18 protein-coding genes are annotated in these 15,547 nt (G+C 67.1%); 4 read left to right on the plus strand and 14 right to left on the minus strand.

Annotated features, from left to right (window positions below):
* Window positions 1-116: 116 nt before the first annotated feature.
* The 8 genes from AB0C38_RS05485 to AB0C38_RS05520 all read right to left on the minus strand — a co-directional run bounded on the left by AB0C38_RS05485 (window position 117) and on the right by AB0C38_RS05520 (window position 7,353).
* Window positions 117-1,322, minus strand: coding sequence for a site-specific integrase (locus AB0C38_RS05485; RefSeq protein WP_360666816.1), 1,206 nt, complete (start codon window positions 1,320-1,322; stop codon window positions 117-119).
* Window positions 1,306-1,536, minus strand: coding sequence for a helix-turn-helix domain-containing protein (locus AB0C38_RS05490; protein WP_360666819.1), 231 nt, complete (start codon window positions 1,534-1,536; stop codon window positions 1,306-1,308). Before AB0C38_RS05490 ends, AB0C38_RS05485 begins: the two co-directional genes overlap by 17 nt.
* Window positions 1,533-3,089, minus strand: coding sequence for a DUF3631 domain-containing protein (locus AB0C38_RS05495; RefSeq protein ID WP_360666822.1), 1,557 nt, complete (start codon window positions 3,087-3,089; stop codon window positions 1,533-1,535). The genes AB0C38_RS05490 and AB0C38_RS05495 overlap by 4 nt, the downstream gene beginning before the upstream one ends.
* Entirely contained in the window at window positions 3,089-3,619 is a 531-nt protein-coding gene (locus tag AB0C38_RS05500) for a hypothetical protein (RefSeq protein ID WP_360666825.1), read from the minus strand. Before AB0C38_RS05500 ends, AB0C38_RS05495 begins: the two co-directional genes overlap by 1 nt.
* Window positions 3,620-3,646: 27 nt before the next feature.
* Window positions 3,647-3,931 carry a hypothetical protein gene (locus AB0C38_RS05505; protein WP_360666828.1) on the minus strand — a complete coding sequence of 95 codons (285 nt, stop codon included), beginning with the start codon at window positions 3,929-3,931 and terminating at the stop codon, window positions 3,647-3,649.
* 138 nt (window positions 3,932-4,069) lie between these two features.
* Window positions 4,070-6,241 carry a cell division protein FtsK gene (locus tag AB0C38_RS05510; RefSeq protein WP_360666831.1) on the minus strand — a complete coding sequence of 724 codons (2,172 nt, stop codon included), beginning with the start codon at window positions 6,239-6,241 and terminating at the stop codon, window positions 4,070-4,072.
* A gap of 7 nt (window positions 6,242-6,248) precedes the next feature.
* Window positions 6,249-7,028 carry an ABC transporter permease gene (locus AB0C38_RS05515; protein ID WP_360666833.1) on the minus strand — a complete coding sequence of 260 codons (780 nt, stop codon included), beginning with the start codon at window positions 7,026-7,028 and terminating at the stop codon, window positions 6,249-6,251.
* Between the two features lie 91 nt (window positions 7,029-7,119).
* Entirely contained in the window at window positions 7,120-7,353 is a 234-nt protein-coding gene (locus AB0C38_RS05520; RefSeq protein WP_360666836.1) for a hypothetical protein, read from the minus strand.
* Window positions 7,354-7,495: 142 nt separating this feature from the next.
* Here AB0C38_RS05520 and AB0C38_RS05525 point away from each other — a divergent pair, with 142 nt between their 5' ends.
* Complete coding sequence (locus tag AB0C38_RS05525; protein WP_360666839.1) at window positions 7,496-7,849, plus strand: winged helix-turn-helix domain-containing protein; 354 nt, start codon at window positions 7,496-7,498, stop codon at window positions 7,847-7,849.
* Here the strand turns inward: AB0C38_RS05525 and AB0C38_RS05530 are convergent.
* On the minus strand, window positions 7,846-8,046 hold the full coding sequence (locus AB0C38_RS05530) for a hypothetical protein (protein ID WP_360666842.1): 201 nt from the start codon (window positions 8,044-8,046) through the stop codon (window positions 7,846-7,848). The two genes, AB0C38_RS05525 and AB0C38_RS05530, sit on opposite strands and share 4 nt — an antisense overlap.
* 185 nt (window positions 8,047-8,231) lie before the next feature.
* Here AB0C38_RS05530 and AB0C38_RS05535 point away from each other — a divergent pair, with 185 nt between their 5' ends.
* A complete protein-coding gene (locus tag AB0C38_RS05535) occupies window positions 8,232-9,623 on the plus strand; it encodes a hypothetical protein (RefSeq protein ID WP_360666845.1) in 1,392 nt (463 codons plus the stop codon).
* On the opposite strand, the gene AB0C38_RS05540 is transcribed toward AB0C38_RS05535, so the two are convergent.
* The 4 genes from AB0C38_RS05540 to AB0C38_RS05555 all read right to left on the minus strand — a co-directional run bounded on the left by AB0C38_RS05540 (window position 9,605) and on the right by AB0C38_RS05555 (window position 12,192).
* The gene (locus tag AB0C38_RS05540) at window positions 9,605-10,501 is read right to left on the minus strand and encodes a phosphotransferase (protein ID WP_360666848.1); all 897 of its coding nucleotides are present in this window, start codon (window positions 10,499-10,501) and stop codon (window positions 9,605-9,607) included. The two genes, AB0C38_RS05535 and AB0C38_RS05540, sit on opposite strands and share 19 nt — an antisense overlap.
* A 134-nt stretch (window positions 10,502-10,635) precedes the next feature.
* Window positions 10,636-11,433 carry a Scr1 family TA system antitoxin-like transcriptional regulator gene (locus AB0C38_RS05545; protein ID WP_360666851.1) on the minus strand — a complete coding sequence of 266 codons (798 nt, stop codon included), beginning with the start codon at window positions 11,431-11,433 and terminating at the stop codon, window positions 10,636-10,638.
* 3 nt (window positions 11,434-11,436) lie between these two features.
* A complete protein-coding gene (locus AB0C38_RS05550; RefSeq protein WP_360666854.1) occupies window positions 11,437-11,697 on the minus strand; it encodes a hypothetical protein in 261 nt (86 codons plus the stop codon).
* Window positions 11,698-11,979: 282 nt separating this feature from the next.
* Complete coding sequence (locus AB0C38_RS05555; protein ID WP_360666857.1) at window positions 11,980-12,192, minus strand: hypothetical protein; 213 nt, start codon at window positions 12,190-12,192, stop codon at window positions 11,980-11,982.
* A gap of 133 nt (window positions 12,193-12,325) precedes the next feature.
* Between AB0C38_RS05555 and AB0C38_RS05560 the strand changes: the two genes are divergently transcribed.
* Both AB0C38_RS05560 and AB0C38_RS05565 read left to right on the plus strand, forming a co-directional pair.
* The gene (locus AB0C38_RS05560; RefSeq protein WP_360666860.1) at window positions 12,326-12,814 is read left to right on the plus strand and encodes an NUDIX hydrolase; all 489 of its coding nucleotides are present in this window, start codon (window positions 12,326-12,328) and stop codon (window positions 12,812-12,814) included.
* A 33-nt stretch (window positions 12,815-12,847) separates the two neighbouring features.
* Window positions 12,848-14,062 (plus strand): helix-turn-helix domain-containing protein, encoded by a 1,215-nt coding sequence (locus tag AB0C38_RS05565; RefSeq protein WP_360666863.1) that lies wholly within the window; start codon window positions 12,848-12,850, stop codon window positions 14,060-14,062.
* A gap of 193 nt (window positions 14,063-14,255) precedes the next feature.
* Here the strand turns inward: AB0C38_RS05565 and AB0C38_RS05570 are convergent, their stop codons facing one another.
* Window positions 14,256-15,440 carry a Fic family protein gene (locus AB0C38_RS05570; RefSeq protein WP_360666866.1) on the minus strand — a complete coding sequence of 395 codons (1,185 nt, stop codon included), beginning with the start codon at window positions 15,438-15,440 and terminating at the stop codon, window positions 14,256-14,258.
* Between the last annotated feature and the right edge of the window lie 107 nt (window positions 15,441-15,547).

Consider the following 15,547-nt stretch of genomic DNA (forward strand, 5'->3'; position numbering starts at 1 on the left):
GTCAACCGCGGCGCATGGGGATCTCCTCAACGTCGTAGCGCTGCGGCTGGACGTGACGGTTCCGAGCCAGGCCTCACCCGATAGCTCGGGCGAGGCCTGGCTCGTCTGGTGGGCGGCTAAGGCGCCTGGTCGATGGACGGAGAACGTTCCGCAGTTTCACCCGTTGCGGGGAAGAGCCGGTCCATTGCGGTGGCACCCGACTCGACCACCGGCCGGATCTGCTTCCGGTAGACCAGTTCCGTCACGGCGGTGCTGCTGTGCCCGACCAGTCGTGAGATCTCCTCGATCGGCATCCCGCCGTCCGAGAGGATCGAGACGAAGCTGTGCCGCAGCTCCCGGGGCGTCCACTGGGTCGGGTTGAGCCCGGCCGCCTTGATCACCCGGCGGAAGTCTCGCCGGACGTTGTTGACGTCTCGCTCGGTGCCGACGTTGGTTGCGAACACGAGCCCTAGTTCGCGCCAATCGTCGCCCGCCACCGCCTTCACCGCCTGCTGGGCCACTCGGTGCGCCTCCAGCGCCTTGACGGCTCGCTCAGGCAGCGCGAGCGTGCGCCGGGACTTCCTCGTCTTCGTCTCACCGCGGGCGCGGACCGAACGCCACACCTTCACGTTCGGCGGGATCGCCGGCGTCGCCTCCGGCTTGCCCACCAGGTCCACGTGGTCCCACGTGAGCGGCCGCATCTCCTCGGTCCGCGCGCCGGTCAGCAAGGACACCACGATGTAGGCGCGCATCGGCGACGACTCTGCTGCCGCGAGCACCGCCTCCGCCTGAACGAGCGTGAGCGCCTTCGACGGCCGCCCGGCCCCCTTCCCCGCTGGCAGCTCATCGCACAACAGCACCACGTTGTACCGAACCCGCTTGCGCACCTGAGCGCGGTTGATCGCCCGGCGGAGGATCGAGCGGAGGTTTCGCAAGGTCGAGGTCACCAGTACTTCGGCCTTCTCGGCCAGCCAGTCTTCGACGTCGTCGACTTCGAGCTTCACCAGCGGTCGGGCTCCGATCGAGGGCACGATGTGGTTGTTGACCAGGGACCGGACGGCCTTGACGGTGTTGGGGTCCCGCTCGCCGCGTTCGTAGCTCACGAGCCAGTCGTTCACCGCCTGCTCGACCGTGTACCCGGCCGACGCGTTGGCGGCGCCCTCTTCGACGTCACGAACCAGCTCCTTGAGCTTGTCCTTGGCTTCGGTCTTGGTCTTGCCGCTGGCCTTGCGGACGATCCGCTTCCCGTTCGGCCGGTAGCCGGTCGTCAGCTCGGCGATCCAGCGCTGGCGCGCTTCCGACCAGTAGAGCCCGCCGTCCCCGCGACTACGCCGACTCGCCATAGCTGACCTCCGCTTCCCTCATCAGCAACTCGACGTACTGCTGGATAGCGACGGCCGGCACGAGCCGGGCGCGTCCCTGCTTGACCGAGCGCAAGCGCCCCGAGCGCAACTGCTCGTAGATGACCGAGCGGCTCATCGAGAGCAGGCGCATCGCTTCGGTGATCCGGTAGAGGTGCCGTTCGGGCACTGCGACCGGCATCGGTAGAGCGTTCATCGATCCCCCTCGGTGTCGTGGTCGGGCTTGGCGGGCGCGACGTCCGCGACCTCCGCGACCGGGCTGGCCAGCGCGGGTGCGAGCGGCTGTTGGGTGCCGCGACTGTCCGCGACCCCGGTTGCGGAGGTCGCGGCCGAGCTCGGCGACTCCGCGGCGCTGGATATGGCGTTGACCTGCGGGGTCGCGTGGGTCGCGGAGGTCGCCCTGGAATCGAGCGGTGGCAGGTAGCGGCTCCAGGCGTCGGCCAGTCCACTGTCGCCGTCGATGCGGTAGCCCTTCAGCGTCTTGCCGCTGACCTTGAGGTCCTTCGGCCGGACCAAGTACCGCTCCAGTTCCTTCGCCAGGCGGCGGCTGTCGAGCGGCTTGCCCTGCAGGTCCGTCCACGGCCCGTCTTCGATGGCGTGCAGCTCGCGGATCAGCTCGGCCGTCACCATGCGGTCGGTGTTCTCGACCGTGAAGATCTGCCGGATGTCCGCCAGGAGCCGCACGCCGATCGAGGCCGGTTGCGCGGTGGCTTCGAGCACGAAGTGACGACAGGCCTTGCGCGCTGTCTCCGGCCAGTGCCCACCGGCCGTGTCCGCGATCGCCAGCAGCGGGCGCCAGATCTCCGCGGCGCGGTCGCGCACGCCGTCCGGCCGGTCCGGTCGTGCGCGGCTCACCTCGTCGCCGACGCGGCCGACCCAGTTCGCCAGCTCGGTGCGCACCGTCGCCGACTCGCGTTCGACGTCCTCTTCGATGAACTCTTCGACCACCTCGTCGAACCGGCGCTTGCGCATGTGGATGGTGATCGCTCGGGTGGTGATGGTGTCTGGCATGCCGCCGGCGATCCCGGCGAGCGCGACCGGTGCGTAGACCGGGAACCGCGTGACGTTCATGCTCTTGGCGTCGCCGACGCACCGTGTCACGGTCGCCGACCGCTTGTAGCCGGCGTTGAGCAGCGCGCGTAGGTCTTCGTTGTTCCCGCCCGTCTTCGGGTTGAACACCGCGTCGATCTCGTCGAACAGCAGCGTCATCGGTCCGTCGGCGAGCATGCGGAAGATCGCGGCCGGCGTGATGCTGATGGTCATCTCCGGCTTGGCCACGAGGTACTGCGCGACCTCCAGCACGCGCGTCTTGCCGCTGCCGGGCTCCGCCGAGTCGAGGATCAGCCTCGGCGTGACGTACAGCCGGTCGGCGACGTGGGTGTGGGCGTACCAGAGCGCGAGCGTCGGCGCGGCGTGCTCGTTGGCGAAGGCCGAGAAACGCGACACGAACGTCACGACCGAGTCGAGGACCTCGTGACCCGGCTTCGTGACGGCACCGGCAGGGACCGGCCCGAGCCAGGCGAGCGGGGTGACCGGCGCGGCTTCCGGCAGCTCGCTCGGGTGGGCGCCGCCGTCGGCGGCTGGCTTGGCCGCGATGTGGCGGCCGCGCCAGACGCGCTGGCAGTTCTCCGAGCAGAAGTCGCCGGACGGCGAGTCACCACGCGGCCGGCCGCACTGCTGGCACTTCGGTGCCGCCTGGTCGGAGATCACGAAGTCGATCACGGACAGGGTGTCGTCGAATCCGGACATCAGGCGGCCACCTCCAGACGTGCGGTCGGTTCGTCGTCGTCTCCGGCTTCGCGGTAGCGCCGCCACAGATCGTCAAGCCGCTCGGTGTCGTCGACCTGGTGGCGGAGGACGTCCGTCGGCGAGTCGTCCTCGACGGCCTGCACCAGCCGAGCCGCGTGCTCCCGGACCGCGCGGCGGTACGCGTTCTTGAGCACGACGGCTTTTAGCCAGGCGCCGTAGTACGGCGGCGGCAGTATCGGGCCGTCCGTGTAGGTCTCGACGATCCAGAGGCCGAGGCTGTGCAGGCGGTGCGCGCCACCGGACCGCGGTTCGGTCGCTGTCCTCTCGCGGGCGTGGTCCATCACAGCCATCGGGGTCGGTGCGTGGCCCGCGCCGGTCAGCTCGATGACCAGCTGGAGAACGCGAGCGGCGATCGGTGAGCCGAAGTCGTCGGCGCGCATGCCGGCGAGCAGTCGGCAGGCCCCGGTCAGCCGGACCTGCATCACGCAGCCAAGGAACTGACGCTCGGGGTCGAGCAATGTGGTCTTCATGGGGTTGCCTTTCGGGTGACCTGCGAGTCAGCGGCTGTTGTCGCGGCGGTCGCGGTCGCGGAGATCGCGGTACGACCGGCGAGCGCGGAGGCAGGAGTTGTAGGCGCGGCGGCCGACGCGGAGCGTGCGGCCGGTGCCGCTGCACCGGCGGCAGAGCCGGATCGCGCGGAGCAACGGCGAGCGAAAAGCACCGAAGCCCCGGCAGGAGCGGCACGGCTTGTAGGGGTAGATCGCGCACGACCAGGAGTAACCAAGAGTGACGAGTGAGAGAAGGATCAGCAGCAGGACGGTCGGGTTGCTGAGGGGGTTCAACGGATCCTCCGGAGCTGTTTTTGGCCGCACTCGACCCGCGCCTCTAGGTGCTAGGGCGCTGATCAGCGGTGTTGTGGTGGTCTAGGGAGGGCTCTAGGTCTAGAGGGACGAGGCTCTAGACCTAGAGCCCTGCGAGAGCTAGCCGCTCTTGCGTTTCCGATCACGCTCGGTCAGTGCGTCGGCAATCCATTCGCGCTTGACGCCCATCCGGTTGGCGCCCTTGCCGGTGTCGACGTCGTTGCCCCACACCTGCTTGGTGGTGATCCCGAGCGGCTTCAGCGCGGTCGAGAGCTGGGTTGCCTTCGCCGAGCCGGTCGGCAGTTCGGCCCACGGGCCGTAGACCGCCGGCCGCAACTCGGCGAGCCGGTCAACGATCCGCTCCGACCACGCCTTCTCGGCGTCGCCGATCGCGGTCAGCACGTCGGCGAGCAAGGTGCTCGTGTCCTCGTCGTCCTCGGGCGTGAGGTCGAGGCCCGCGGCGTAGCCGGTCAGCCGTCCGGCCGCCAGCCGCGCCGTTCGTGCGCGGGCGGCGATCTTCTCGGCGTCCGGGCCGTCGATGTACACGCCGCGGGTGATGCGCGGCTCGTCGCCTTCGCCGGCCAGGTACCCGATGCCCTTGTCCCGAAAGGACAGCGTGGTTGCCCGGATGCCGTTCCGGTACGACGAGGTGCCGAGCACCATGTCGTTGGCCTGCTGGCCGGTGACCTTGAGGCAGAACCGCATCACGGCGTTGTCGCTGATCGCGGTCGGGATGCTCTTCGCGTCCGGTCGCTGCGTCGCCAGGATGATGACGATCCCCAGTGCCGGGCCGCGCTTCACGAGGTCGGTGCAGACCTCCTCGATCTCCGCGCCGTACTCCGGGTGCTCGAACCACTTCTGACACTCGTCGACACCGATCACGATTGGGTGCAGGCCAAGGGACTTCTTGTCGGCCAGCTCCGGCGTGACCTTGTTCTCCGGGCACAGATCCTTCGGCAGCTCCCGGATCACCTTCGCTCGCCGCCGCAGCTCGTCGGCGAGCGCCCGGAGGTCGGCGACGGCGTACGCGATGTCGTCTGGCTCGTCGCCGGCGCGGTACCGGTGCGACACCGGCGCCAGCGGCGAGAGGTCGCCGGTCCCCTTGAGGTCGAACGAGTGCAGCTCGGCCCTCGGGTCCAGCGCGGCGATAAGCAGCAGTTCTCGCAGCGTGAACGTCTTGCCCATCCGCGGGATCGCGCCGATGACCATGGAGATGAACATCAGGGTGACGTCCACCCACCGGCCGCGCTGGTCGGTGCCGAACGGCTGAGGCTTGAACAGGTCGACGGTGCCGAGCTTCCGCAGCGGCCAAGCTGCCTGTCGCGACTTGGACAGGTCCTGATCGCCGACCCACAGGACCATCCGCCCGGGGTGAACCTCGGCGTTGCCCTCCGGCCAGACGCAGCCGAGGGGACGGCCGAGGCCGGACGCGAGCTTCGCCCGCCGCTCGACCACTTCGGACACCGTGACGCCGGGCGGAAGGTCGACGTCGGCCCGCCAGCCGGGGCCGTCCCGGGTGATCGGCGCCGTGAACCCGATCGCGTTCGGGTTCTTGGTGAGGGCCTGGTTGATACCTGCGATGCCGAGCACCGACAGTGCCTGAATGACGTTGTCGCTCGTCAGCTTCTGCACCTGCGTCGACAGCACCGCGCGAGACGGAACGACCGGGTTGTCCCGCGTGGAGCCGAGCTTTCCCAGCAGAGCCAAGGCAGTTGCACCGCAGGCCCAGATCACCCACTCGGGCAGGACGTTCGGCAGTGTGAACACCAGGACCAGGCCCACCGTCGACACGAGACCGAGCTGAATCAGCCGGAGCACAACCCGCCGGTCACGCTGTTGCGACAGCTTCAGGTACAGGTCGGCCTTATCGGCCGTGGCCGTCTCCGATCGGGCCGGACGCCCCTCGGCGTCGGTCACGTACCGGCCGGTTGCTGCCAGCAGGAGGAGAAGGCCACGAGGGGAGCGCACCGCGAGCCGGAGCGCGTAGAGCGGTGACCGGGCAGCGTGGTAGCCGGCCTTGTGCGCGTAGTGCTTCCCCACCCACTTCGCGGCGTCCTTCGCGTCGGCCGCGGACTTGAGGTAGCTGGGGATGATCGCCTGGCGGTCTTGCGAGCGGAGGCGGTCCAGCCACGACGAGCCGTTCGAGACCGGGCGGTCCACCGGGACGGCCGGCGACTGCTCCGCGGACTCGTCGCCGGGCTCGGCGTCGATGACGAACTGGTCGGCCTCGACGGGAGCCGTGTTCGGGAAGGCGATCACGCGGCCACCGTGCGGTTCGTTGGTGGTGCTCATCAGTCGTTCACCTCCTGTCGGTGGTGTCGCGGACGAGGTGTGCAAGGGCAGCACCGCAGCCGAGGACGACCACCGGCAGGCAGGAGACGAGCGTGGTCACCGGCCAGGGAGCGCGTTCGACGTCCGCGGCGGACATCAGGTGGTAGGCGACCTGGCCGACCATGCCGAGGACGAGCGAGCCCAGGGCGGACCACTTCGCGAAGTTGCGGACTCGGTGGGTCCGGGTCGCCGGGGACAGCCAGACCCGCAGGGCGAATGCCGCGTAGGTCTCGACCCCGATCGGGAGCGTGATCGCCGAGTTGATCGTCAGGTGATCCCAGATGCCCGGCAGGAGCTGGATCGGGCCGAACCCGGTCAGCCTGCCGAGGCCGACCCAGCCGCTCCAGACGGCGACGAACGCCGGTAGGGCCAGCAGGAGCACCGGCCACAGCTTGATCCGCCGTGCCTTTTCCGGCCTTGCGCCCGGGTCTGCAGTGGTGCTGACCTGCGGCTCCGATTCGTCTGTGGTCGGTCCTTCGGGAACCTCGAACTCCGGAGTCGTTTCCGCGGCCTCGGCGGGTTCAGCCACGGCGTGCAGCTTCCGGACGGGTTTGGTGTCGGCGTCCTCGTTCAGCGCGGCGAGGATGGCGCGGGCCTTCGGCGCACCCACCTTGAACTCGGTCATGATCCGGTTCCGGGAGGGGCATTCACCCAGGTCCGCGGCGAACTCCCGGACACGAGGCAGCAGGTCGGCGACCGAAGGCGGGTACGCGCTTCGGGTGTTCGTGGGCGTGTCGAGCCCTACCATGGGTGTTCTCCTGACTGGCTTGGAAGTGGTTGGGAGAAGCCCGGTCCGGCGGGTGGTTCTTGGCGGTTCCGTGCGCCGGGCCGGGGCGGCTTCAAGCAGCCGCGCCGGGGCTGTCCGACCGGCCCCGGAGAGCCGAGCTGATGGTCTGGCGGCTGATGCGCCGGACGTGTCGATGCGTGGCGGCCCGGTCCGTGCTCGGCGCCAGGCTGGTGCTCACCGTTTCCTGGTCGTGAGCCGTCACGAAGTACTCGGCGATCATCGCGTCAATGTCCGACTCGGTCAGGCCGTCCGGCGCGTAGCTGGGCAAAGGGATGAGGTCATCCATTGGTGTGAACTCCAACGATTCGTAGGTCTCCCGCTCGGGAGCGGCCGGGGCGGCCGAGATCCAACGTAAGTCCTGTCTATTAACTCTGTCAACTGACATGGGAGAACTGACTTAGCCAACTGACTTGGCCTACGCTGGTGGTATGGCATCCCTGAACCCGGACGACCCGCGTGCGCCGTTCTTGCAAGTAGCCGGCGGTCTCCGGGCCGCGATCCTGTCGGGGGAGTACGCCCCCGGGGCGCAGCTGCCGACCTACCAGGAACTGGCCGATTCCTGGGGGGTCGCGGTGAACACGGCCAAGAGCGCCGTTGCCCACCTCAGGGAAGAGGGCCTGGTGGTGATCCGGCACGGCAAGGGTTCGTTCGTCCGCACCCAGCCAGCCGAGGGTGACTCCACGGTTCGCTCCGAGGCCTCGGGAGACGAGCGGGTCTGGCAGGCCATTGCCGAGATAAGGAAGCGTCTCGGCGAGATCGAGCGGAAGTTGGGGGAGAGCTAGCCGAACAGGGCGCGGAGGAACGTCACGACGCCGTCGATCACGGCGCCGATGCCGTGCGCGGCTCCGCTCGCCCAGTTCGCCGAGTCGGCCGGGTACTTGACGATCAGCACGACGATCGCGAGTCCGACGACCAGCCCGATCGCCTTTCCGACCAGGCCGCCCCCGCTCTTCATAACCGGGAAGTTGTTCTTCGCCATCACGGTCTCCTTTCGTTCTGCGACGGGCCTGGAGGCCGATCCGAATCGAAGTTTTCGATTCGGCGTTGTCGCTGATGAACACAGGAAACCGCGCAGGGGCGGGGGTGCAGCAGTGTGCACGCGGGGGTGCATTTCTGCACGTGGGGGGTGCACGGGGGGTGCTTTAATGACCTTCGGAGGTACCGGTGGTCGACAAGGGGAAGCAGCCGAACGCACTTCTAGCTGCGGTTATGCGACAGGCGGGGGCGACGAACAAGGGCTTCGCCCGCCGTGTGCGCGAACGCAGCCAGAGAGACGGCGGCGAGCTGGTCAGCGCGGACCACGTGTCGGTCAAGCGCTGGCTCGACGGCACGAAGCCGCACCCGCGCACCTGTCAGCTGATCGCCGGCGTCCTCGGCGAGCTGCTCGGCCGGCCTGTCAGCCTGGAGGAGCTCGGCTTCGGCGGCGGCGCCGAGACCACCTCGGGCGACGTCGGCCTGGAGTACCCCGAGGAGATCGCACACAGCCTGGTCGCGCTGGGCGCGATCACCGAACTCGAGCTGCGAACACCGAAGCGGGTCGGCCCGCTGGCCGTCGTGCCGGAGGCCTGGAGTGGCCTGGTCATCAGGTGGTTGACCGACTCCGACACCGAAGGGTCTCGGCCGCCGTCCGAGCCGCGCTCGATCACCGTCGTGGACGTCGAGGCGGTTCGCGAGGCAACCGCGATGTTCAGCAGCTTCGACTACAAGTACGGCGGCGGCCGCCCGAAGTCGCTCGTCGCATCGTTCCTCGACCAGGAGATCTTGCCGAACATTGGGCACGTCTCCCCGCATGACCCGGTCGGGCGGGAGTACTTCCGGGAGGTCGCTGCCCTGACGCGGCTGGCTGGTTGGACGGCGTACGACACAGGCGCGCACGGGCTCGCACAGCGATACCTGACGCAGGCGTTCCGCTTGGCGAAGGCGGCCGGCGACAAGCCGCTGTGCGGCCGAATCCTCGCGGGCATGTCGCACCAGGCGAACTTCCTCGGTCACTTCCAACGGGCCGTCGATCTTGCACGCGCGGCGTACAAGGGGGCGAACGGCTACGCCACCCCGACGACGATGGCGCTCTTCCATGCGATGGAAGCAAGGGCGCTCGCGTCGCTCGGCCGGCAGGAGGACGTCACAGCCGCTTTGCTCACCGCTGAGCGGTGGCACTGCCAGGGGATTCGTGAAAACGACCCCGACTGGATTCACTACTTCGACGAGGCCGAGCTACACGCCGAGTTCGCGCACTGCTTCCGTGACATCGGGAATGCGGAGTTGGCGAACCACCACGCCGCCGCGTCTATAGCGGCCTCGGAGTCCACCTACGTTCGAAGCCTCTCGTTCTGTCGGACCGTGCTGGCGACGTCCCACCTGCAAGGGGGGAACCTCGAAGAGGCATTGGACGTGGCTAGGTCGGTCGTCGAGACCGCGGCGAAGCTGAAGTCGTTCCGTGTGATCTCGTATCTCGACGACTTCCGCGGGCGACTGGGCGGGCATGCAAGCGACCCGTTGGTGAGGAATTCCTCGACTTCGCCAGCATCCACCTGCCGTCAGAAAACCTTCCAGTGACGGGGCGCCTGATCGTCGCGTAGGTTGGCGATGCGCTTCTGTACCTCGGCCTTGACCTCGGCGGACTCATCAACGGTCTGCGAGAGCCACATGGTCATGTTCAGCTCTCGTGTCGCCCTTAGCACGGGGAAGCCCGGCCAGCTGATCGGGTCGAACCCGTAGGCCTCTGTGTAGGAGTCGTATTCGGCCTCGGAAGCCCACCCGAACGCCTGATGGCGGACAGAGAGCACAGCCGCGTCCCACTCGCGCGGTCCGAAGGCGAAGTCCTCGAAGTCGATCAGGTTCAACGTCCCGTCCGGCGCACGCATGACGTTCCCCGGGTGCGCGTCGCCGTGCACAGGGCCGGCAGGTAGCGGGAACTCAAGGCCTTGGAACTTCTCGGAAAGTTCCTCGTACCGCTCGCGAAGAAAGTCGAGGTCAGCTTCGGGGAGCTTGCCCTTCAGGGCTTGCAGACGCGGTTCAACCTTCGGCATCGGAGAGAAGGCCGGCAGACGGAAATCCGTCGGGTGGGGGAGAGCGTGCAGGTCGTGGAGCAGCGTCCCGAACTCCGCCGGCGTGACCGGAGTGTCGTCCTCTTCGAGGCAGTTCCAGAACGTGACGGGTAGCCCGTCCTCGACGAATGGCCGTTCGGAGCCAGCCAGCGACGTGGCAGCAGGGAACCCGTTCTCCGCGAGCCAGCCAGCGACGAGCACTTCTTTCGTCGCCGCCGGGATCGAGCGGCCGACGCGGACGACAGCCGAGCTGTCGGCCAGACGGAAGATGGCGTTCTCCCCGAATCGGACTCGCTTTGCGCCGGCCGCGTCGAGCCCGGCGAAGGCGCAAGCTGCCTCGAAGACGGCTTGTGTCCGCTCTGACGTGAAGGCCTTCGTCGTGGTCATCAGACTCCTCTATCGGGGTGCCTCAGCCAGGCTAGAGCTTCAGCAGGAACGTGTGCTCGGCGAATGACGCAGAGGGTGGAACCCGGCCGGCGCGCCGCCTAGAGGGAGGTCAGGACGCACCGGCCGGGAGCGAATCAGCACCACGCGTTGTCCGTCGCGCGGCGTTGTAGCGACTTGGCCGTCTTCTTGTAGGCCGTCACGGTGTCTCCGTGCGTGAGGAAGACGGCGCCGCGATGGTGCGGCACGGCGACCGCGAATGCGCCGGCGCGGTTCTCGTAAAGGGTGAATCGTTCGACCAGGCCGGGTGGGCACACGGCGGACGGAACGAGACGAATGGACATGTGTGGGTGCCGTGTCAGGGCGATTACCGCGTCGAGCTGGGCGCTGAACTCGCCTGCCGAGCTGGAATCGGGACGGGTGGCGGCTTCGCCGATCAGGTAGGTACGTCGCGGTTCCGTGCCGCTCGGCGAAGTGAGTTCCTGGACTGTCAGGGCGAGGGATCGCCGGTTGGCAGAGGTGCCGACGTCGACCAGGCCTGTATCCCGCAACGCACGGGCGTACTCGACGGTTTGCAGCGCCTCCGGAAACAGCGTTGGCGACCAGTCGAACACCTGTGTCGATCGCTGCTCGTACGCCGCGCGCAGGAGGTTCTCAGCGTGCCCGGTGTGGTCGATGAAGTCGCGTTCGCGAGCGCGACGAGCAAGGTCGACGAGCTGATCGCACACGGTGGTCGGTGATCGCAGAACACCGAGGATGTGCGCCACGGTGGTGTCCGGAGGAGTGCGATTGCCGAGTTCGAAACTCGACAGCACTCCTGGGCGAAGGTTGACCATGTCAGCGAGTCGGCGAAGGCCGACGCCGCGTCGGTTGCGGGCGTCGCGGAGGCCGCCTGCAAGAGCGATGACGGCGGGCCGGGGTACGCGGTCGGTCACAGTTCAGACCGCTCCGTTCAGTCGTTGAATGTCTTCGTCCGGGCTGTTCAGCAGCGTCATCGGAGCCAGGTCATTGCCGTCCAGCTCGCTAGCGCGCTGAGCAAGCGCTGCGCCGATTTGTGCTAGCTGATGGCCGAGTGCGCGCAACGCGGCCGCGTAGCGCGCGTCGCTCGGTTGGAGGGTCAGCAGCTCGACCGTCACGCTCCCGACCTTGGAATTCACCTTTGAGAGGCCGGCCAGCAGTTCGCGATCACGGGCGTGCATGTGGCACCTCGATTCGCCGGTGCTCGTTCTGGCTTGCGCAGACGGGACACATCCGACCAGGCTTCGGGATCACCCGACCGCGGCTGACGCTCGGGCGGTCGTGCTCCAGTGGAAACGGATCGTTGACCAGGCACCAGGGCAGCAACAGGACGAGTCGCGGATTCGCCATCTCCGAGTGCAGGTACAGGTGAGCCCACCCGTCGCCCTCGGTGAACTCGTGCCACTCCCAGAAATCGCGCCGTGGTCCGGCAGCGCGACTCACCGGCCGGTCGTCCAGCGCGGTCACCGAAGGCCCCGCTCGACTTCGAACACTTGAAGCGCGGCATCAGCCTGCTCCCAGTCGGTATCGGTCATGTTCGCGTGGGTCTTCGGGTGCGGGGTCTTGCTCCAGTCGATCTCGTTGAGCCGCTGGCCGCCGGTGTTGAACAGCGAGCCGCCGCACCAGAACGTCGGCCGGTCCTCGCGCCCGGTCGAGCCCCCGTCTTGTGCCGTCACCTGATCAACTGTTGTCGAATGCGGACACTCAAAACACAGCCGGTAACCATGATTTCGGCAGCTCAACGCGTACTAACTAGGCGTGAAAGGCATAGATCAGCGGGACGTCGCGCGCCGCCGGTAGCCTCGCCTGGTGGACTTGCTCCCCTTCGACGAGTACGTGCGTTCGCTCAACCGCAAGCGCATGTCCGCCGGCGTCCTCTTCCGCGACGAGGCCGGCCGCGTGCTGTTCGTCGAGCCGTCGTACAAGTCGCACTGGGATATCCCGGGTGGCGCGTGCGAGGAGGGAGAGCCTCCCTGGCGTACCGCGGCCCGGGAGGTCGCGGAGGAGGTCGGCATCGATCGGCCGCTCGGCAACCTGCTGGTGATCGACTACATCCCGGACGACTCGCGCATGCCGGAGGGAATGGCGTACGTCTTCGACGGCGGTCAGGTCACCGAGGCCGAGATCAAGGCGCTGAAGATCACGGACCCCGAGATCCTGTCGGTGGAGCTACTGCCGCTCGACACTGCGGCATCGCGCCTGAAGCCGATCCTCGCGCGCCGGATCGCGGTTGCTCTCGACGCTGCGCGCGCCGGTGAGCTGCTGATATGTGAGGACGGCAGGCGCATAGCGCGATAGTCTGGTTACTGCGTGCACACAGCCGGAGGACGGATGACCGCTCACAACCCGCTCGCCGAGAACCTGACGCGCATCCGCAAAGCCCGCGACTTCTCCCAAGAGGGACTCGCCGAGGCAGCCTCAGTCGGCGTCGACACCGTGGCCCGCATCGAGCAGGGCACTCGCACGACCAGCCGCCCTGCCACCCTCCGCAAGCTCGCGGCCGCACTCGGCGTCCCGGTCGATGCGCTGCTCGGCTCGCTGCCGGCGCCGCACTCCCGTGAAGTCGACGTAGCGCCGCTCCGCCGGGCGATCACCGCGGATGCGTCCATCCCCGGTCTTGAAGACCTGGCGGACACTCGCGAGCTGCTGCCACTCCCGGAACTCACGACCAGCGCGCACGCCGCTTGGCGAGCGTATGTCGACGGGCGTCACGCAGAGCTGCTGCACGCGCTGCCGGTCGTTCTGGCCGACGCTCGCCGAGGCGTCCGCGACACCCGCGACGAGGAGCGCGCCGGCGCGCACCGTGTCTTGTCGACCGCGTATCGGCTCGGCGCCGGCATCGCGGGTCGACTCGGCTTCGACGACTTGGCATACACCTCCGCCGCCCGGGCGATCGAGGCCGCTGCCGAGTCGGACGCTCCCGAGGTCGAGGCCGCTATCTCGCTGCGCTACCTGGCGTGGACGCTGGTTCGCCAAGGCCGAGCGGAGGACGCTGAGCGAGTTGCTACGCAGGCGGCCGCCGCGATCGAGCCGCGGATGCTCGACCGAGACCCGGTACGCGCTGGCGTGTTCGGCAACCTGCTGTTCAACGCCGCAACCGCGGCACTGCGCACGGGTAGCGCCAGCCGCGCCGAGGACCTTCTCGCTGCCGCTCACGCTGCTGCGATCCGGTCACGAGGCGACACGGCTTCCGAGGCCGCGATCTTCGGCCCACGCGTCGCCGCACTCCAGAACATCGAGCTTGCGGCGCGCGCAGGCGACCCCGAACAAGCTCTCCGTCTGGCAGCTGCAGTGCCGGACACAACGGGCGACGTCCCGGCCTTCTGGGAAGCCGGCCACCGACTGCTCCTTGCAGCTGTGGCCGCGGACCTCCGCCACGATCGGAACGCCTTGGCTTGGCTCGCCGAGGCACGAGACCTTGCGCCGGACTGGGTGCGATATCAGCCGCTCGGCAAGACTACGATGCGGCGGCTTGTCGATCGAGCAACCCGACGCCGCGGGACGGACTTTGCCGCGCTCGCCACCCACTACGGCGTCGTCGAGTAGACCCTGTTCGACGACTTTGGCAGTTCTGTCCACAACGGTCGATTGCGAAGAAGTCAGGGGCCTCCACCGTTTGGAACTGCGCCAATATCGTCAGATCTGCTGCGAGTGCGCAAGCGTAACGTGGCACAAGCTGGCTGACGACGCGGATCTTGCGACGTCGTCTGTTTGCAATCGGGACATCGTAGTTTATGTGCTAGCTACTCGGCTCCGTCGAATAGCCGAGTGGCCCTTCGATGATTTCGAAGACCTCAGCGGCAACCCAAAGCGTTCGTCCGCCTCGCCCGATGGTCGTATACTTCTGTACCCATCCATAAGATTCCGCTTTGTTTAGCAGGTCTCTGGCGCCCTGGGTGGTAACTCCGATGGCGCGCTGAACATCCAAAACGGATATATACGGGTTGCGAAAGACTAGAGGGACAATCGCGGACACGCGTGACCGGTCCGTTTGACTTTGAGTAATATACTTTTCGCGCAAGTTTACGATGTCTGAGGCTCTTCTGACAGAGTCAAGTGCCTGCTCGCGTACGGCGCGAAGAAAGAACTGAAGCCAGGACTGTATGTCGCCCCGCTCTCGGACTGCTTGCAGTCGTTCGTAGTACTCGGACCTGTGGTTCTCCAGGTAGCCAGACAGATAAAGTAGCGGCCTGGTCAATCGCTGCTCGTTTACAAGCATGATTCCGATAAGCAGGCGTCCAATTCGACCGTTCCCGTCTAGGAACGGGTGAATGGTCTCGAACTGGTAGTGCATCAAGGCGCAGCGGACTAGGACTGGCAGTTTACTGGCTGGGTCGTTTACAAAGTTCTCCCAGTCCGTCAATAGGTCGGGTATATGTGACGGCAGAGGGGCAACGTACTGTGCGTCCTCTATTCGATGAGTTCCCGTGCCAATCCATACTGGTGATGTGCGGATCGTGCCAGGCTGCTTCTCTTCGCCTCGGACGCCGGCCATCAAGACTTCGTGTATCTGGCTAAACATCCGCTGCGATATTGGCAGCTTGTCGATAAGACGGAATCCCAGGTCGCTAGCGCGGAGATAGCGAATCACCTCGTCGGTGTCGCTGGTTCTCTCTCCTTCGGCCATCTGCTCGGCCTTCAGTACGTCAGATAAGGACGCTCGTGTCCCCTCGATGCGAGAGCTGGCGACTGCTTCTCTAGTCACGAACGGGCCGATGAGCAGGTCAGGATCCCTGACCAGTTGCCCCAGGCCTTGCAGGTGGCCCAGGGCGCTGTCGGCGTCCGAGAGTGCCAGAACAGTGCTGTCGTCGAGGTTGAGTTGCCGTGGGAGGTGGTTGGGGAGGAAGTAGTCGAACGCCCACTTGTTACCAGGCTCGCGAGCAGGCTTGCCGAAGGCGTCCGACATGTAGCGCCGAGGGTCCATGTGCACACGCTACAGGCAGACTCGGTGTTAGCTTGCAACGTCATGTACACGCGCCAAGCATGTCGAGATCAGACTTGCAGTGTGGCGCAGCGCTGCAGACGGACTTT

Origin of the sequence: Amycolatopsis sp. NPDC048633 (genome assembly GCF_040650695.1) — a bacterium.
Lineage (GTDB): Bacteria > Actinomycetota > Actinomycetes > Mycobacteriales > Pseudonocardiaceae > Amycolatopsis.